This window comes from Streptomyces alkaliterrae, from assembly GCF_007097205.2.
Taxonomy (GTDB): Bacteria; Actinomycetota; Actinomycetes; order Streptomycetales; family Streptomycetaceae; genus Streptomyces; species Streptomyces alkaliterrae.
Genome location: NZ_VJYK02000457.1, coordinates 1 through 2,791, shown reverse-complemented (window position 1 = coordinate 2,791; position 2,791 = coordinate 1). Strand labels below are relative to the sequence as shown.

The 2,791-nt window shown below is 74.0% G+C and carries 2 protein-coding genes and 1 pseudogene; all 3 read left to right on the top strand.

The window, feature by feature from the left end:
- Nucleotides 1–1,533, top strand: a 1,533-nt coding sequence (locus FNX44_RS25505; protein WP_228450221.1) for a LuxR family transcriptional regulator, incomplete at its 5' end; no start/stop codon positions are given.
- A 78-nt stretch (nt 1,534–1,611) separates the two neighbouring features.
- Nucleotides 1,612–2,412 carry a hypothetical protein gene (locus FNX44_RS25500; protein WP_143651345.1) on the top strand — a complete coding sequence of 267 codons (801 nt, stop codon included), beginning with the start codon at nt 1,612–1,614 and terminating at the stop codon, nt 2,410–2,412.
- Nucleotides 2,413–2,611: 199 nt separating this feature from the next.
- Nucleotides 2,612–2,791, top strand: a pseudogene (locus FNX44_RS29270) (serine/threonine protein kinase); the annotation flags it as partial.

Here is a 2,791-nt window from a genome sequence, read left to right as displayed (position 1 = left end):
GGCGACGGCGACGCGCTGCGCACCACCGCCGTCCTGCAGTGTGCCGTCGTCGAGCGCCAACTCGGCCGCTACGCCGAGGCCGACGCGCTGCTGCGCCGCGAACTGGACCGGCGACCCGGCCCCTCCCCGTCCCAGCGGATCGCCCTGGTAGTCGAGTGGTGCTGCCGCGCCCAGTTCGTCGCCCGCTTCCCCGAGGTGCGGGAGGAACTCGCCGGGGCTCTCGCGGACGCCCGCGCCCTCGGGGACGGACTCGGCGAGCTCGGCGCCGTGACCCTCGCCGCGATGAGCGAGGCGTACGAGGGCGACACGGCGGCAGCCCGGGAACTGGCCCGCGCGGCGGCCGGACTGGCGGACGCCCTCACCGACCGCGACCTCATGGGACAGTGTGAGCCGCTGGTCCGGCTGAGCTGGGCCGAGGTGCTGCTCGACGCCTACGCCGACGCCGAGCGCCACACCGTACGCGGCGCCGACGTCGCCCGGCGTACCGGACGCCTCTACATGCTCTCCCAACTCCTGCTGTGCCGGGCCTACGTCCACTTCCTGACCTGCCGCGTCACCTCGGCGCTCGAACTGGCCGACGAGGCCGCGACCATCGCCCGGGCCCTGGGCAGCGGCGAGTTCCTCGGCTGCACGCTCGCGATCAGAGCCCTGTTCCTCGGCCAGGCCCGCCCACCGGGCGACCCGGAGGTGCTGGCCGCCGCGGAGGAGGCCGCGGCCGCGGTCGAGGGCTCCTCCGACAGCTGGTGGTCCACGCTCGCGCGTTCGCTGCTCGCCTTCGCCGTGCTGGGCGCCGGTGACGCGCACCGGGCCCGGGACGTGCTGCTCGACGCGGGAGGCGGCAGGGACCTGCCGCGGTTGCAGCCGTCTCTGGCCACCGAGTACCTGGAAGTGCTGACCGCCGCCTCCCTGGCGGTGGGGGAGACGGCGGAGGCCGAATACGCCGCCGAGCGCGCCGCGAAGGAAGCCGCGCACATCGATCTGCCCACCCGCCGGGCGGCGGCGCTGCGCGCCCAGGGGCGCGTGGAGGCCCACCACGGGAATCCGGCGGCCGCCGCGCGAGCCTTCGCCGAAGCGGCCCAGGAGAGCGCGCGTTGCGGCGCCACCCTCCGCGAAGCGCAGGGCCTGCTGCTCGCCGCCCCGTTCGCGCGTGAGGCGGGCGAGCGCGACCGGGCGGCGGACATGTGGCGCCGCGCCCGGCGCCTGGCCGCGGAGGGCGGAGCGGTGCAGCTGCTCGACCTCGCCGACCGGCAGGACCGGGAACCGCCGGGCGGATCGGCGGGACCGTGGACGGGGACGGCCGATCCGGGCCCCGCGCTCGCCCGACTGACCGCGCGGGAGCGGGAGATAGCGGAACTGGTCGCCGAAGGCCTCACCAACCAGGCCATCGCCTCCCGGCTCTTCCTCAGTCCGCGCACGGTCGAGAGCCACGTCGCCCGTGCCTACCGCAAGACGGGCGTCCCGTCCCGCGCCGCCCTTGCCACCCTGGTCGCCCGCCACGCCGACGCGCGGCGCGCGGCGCCACCGCCTCCGTGACCGGACCGCCCGCCGAGCCTCCCGCCGGCGGCCGCTGCATCAGCGTCGATGTCAGAGGGCTGCTCTAGGGTCCTCACCATGAGCGAAGTCGCGAGTGAAGCCACGTTCGACGCCGCCGCGGTCCGCCGGGCCGCCGCCACGATCTGCGCCGGGCAGGCCGCGGCGTGCGAGGCCGCCGGAATACCCGACGACAGCCACCGACTCGCACGGCTGGTGCGATCGGACTTCGGCAGCTACCGGGAGCTGGCCGCCGCGCTGAGACACGAGTGCCACCCGGACCTGCTGCCCTCGATACCCCGGCTCTGCGCCGCCGCCCTCGGCGACACCGGTACGGCGCGCACGCTGAGCGGCGACCAGCAGCTGGCCGATCCGTTCTTCCACCACGGCGACCTGGTGGTGGAGGGCGACCTGGACGTGGAGGCGCCCCTCGTGGTGACCGGTTCGCTGACCGTCAGGGGGCTGCTGGCCGACTGCGGTCCGGACTCGGTGGTGGTCGTCGGCGGCGGTGTCACGGCCCGAGGGGTCTTCACCGACGGCGACATGTGCGTCCTCGGCGACATCGAGGCGGAGGTCGTCCACGGGTACTACAACGACCACACGTTGCAGGCGCGCCGGATCCGCGCCCGCCTGGTCGTCGAGGACGAGCACGCCACGATCGCGACCGTCGAAGCCGGCCTCCACTTCGATCTCGACGACTACCAGCAGGGATACGGTGACGGCGTGCAGGAGCGGCTGCGGGCCCTCCTCGTGGACGACGTCTTCACCGCCGACGAGGACGAGGAGGACGGCGAGGAGATGTTCGACCACGCCGCGCTCCTCGCCCGGATGCGCGCGGGCCTGCCCGTCTTCCGCGCCGACACCGACCCCGGACCCCGCTGACTGACCGGCCTTCGTGCGCGCTCACCGACCGGAGTGCGCTCGTTCACGGAAGGCCACGTCCGGACGTCGATTACTCGGCGGTAACCCTCGCCCGGCACCCCTTTTTTTCGCCATTTCGTCCACCAGATGCCGCGTCAGCTGACAGTGTTCGGGCATGTCGGTCTTACGAGGGACGGATCAGTCGTCCACGCGGAGTCTGGTGCTCGGCCGGTACGCCTTGCTCGAGCGCTTTCACGGCGGCATGGCGGAGGTGTGGAAGGCGCGGGACCTGAGGCTGGACCGCACGGTGGTGGCCAAGTTTCTCCGAATCGCCGAGCGAGGTGCCCCGGCGGCCCGCAGGTTCAAGCGCGAGGCCCGGATTCTGGCCGGTATCGACGAT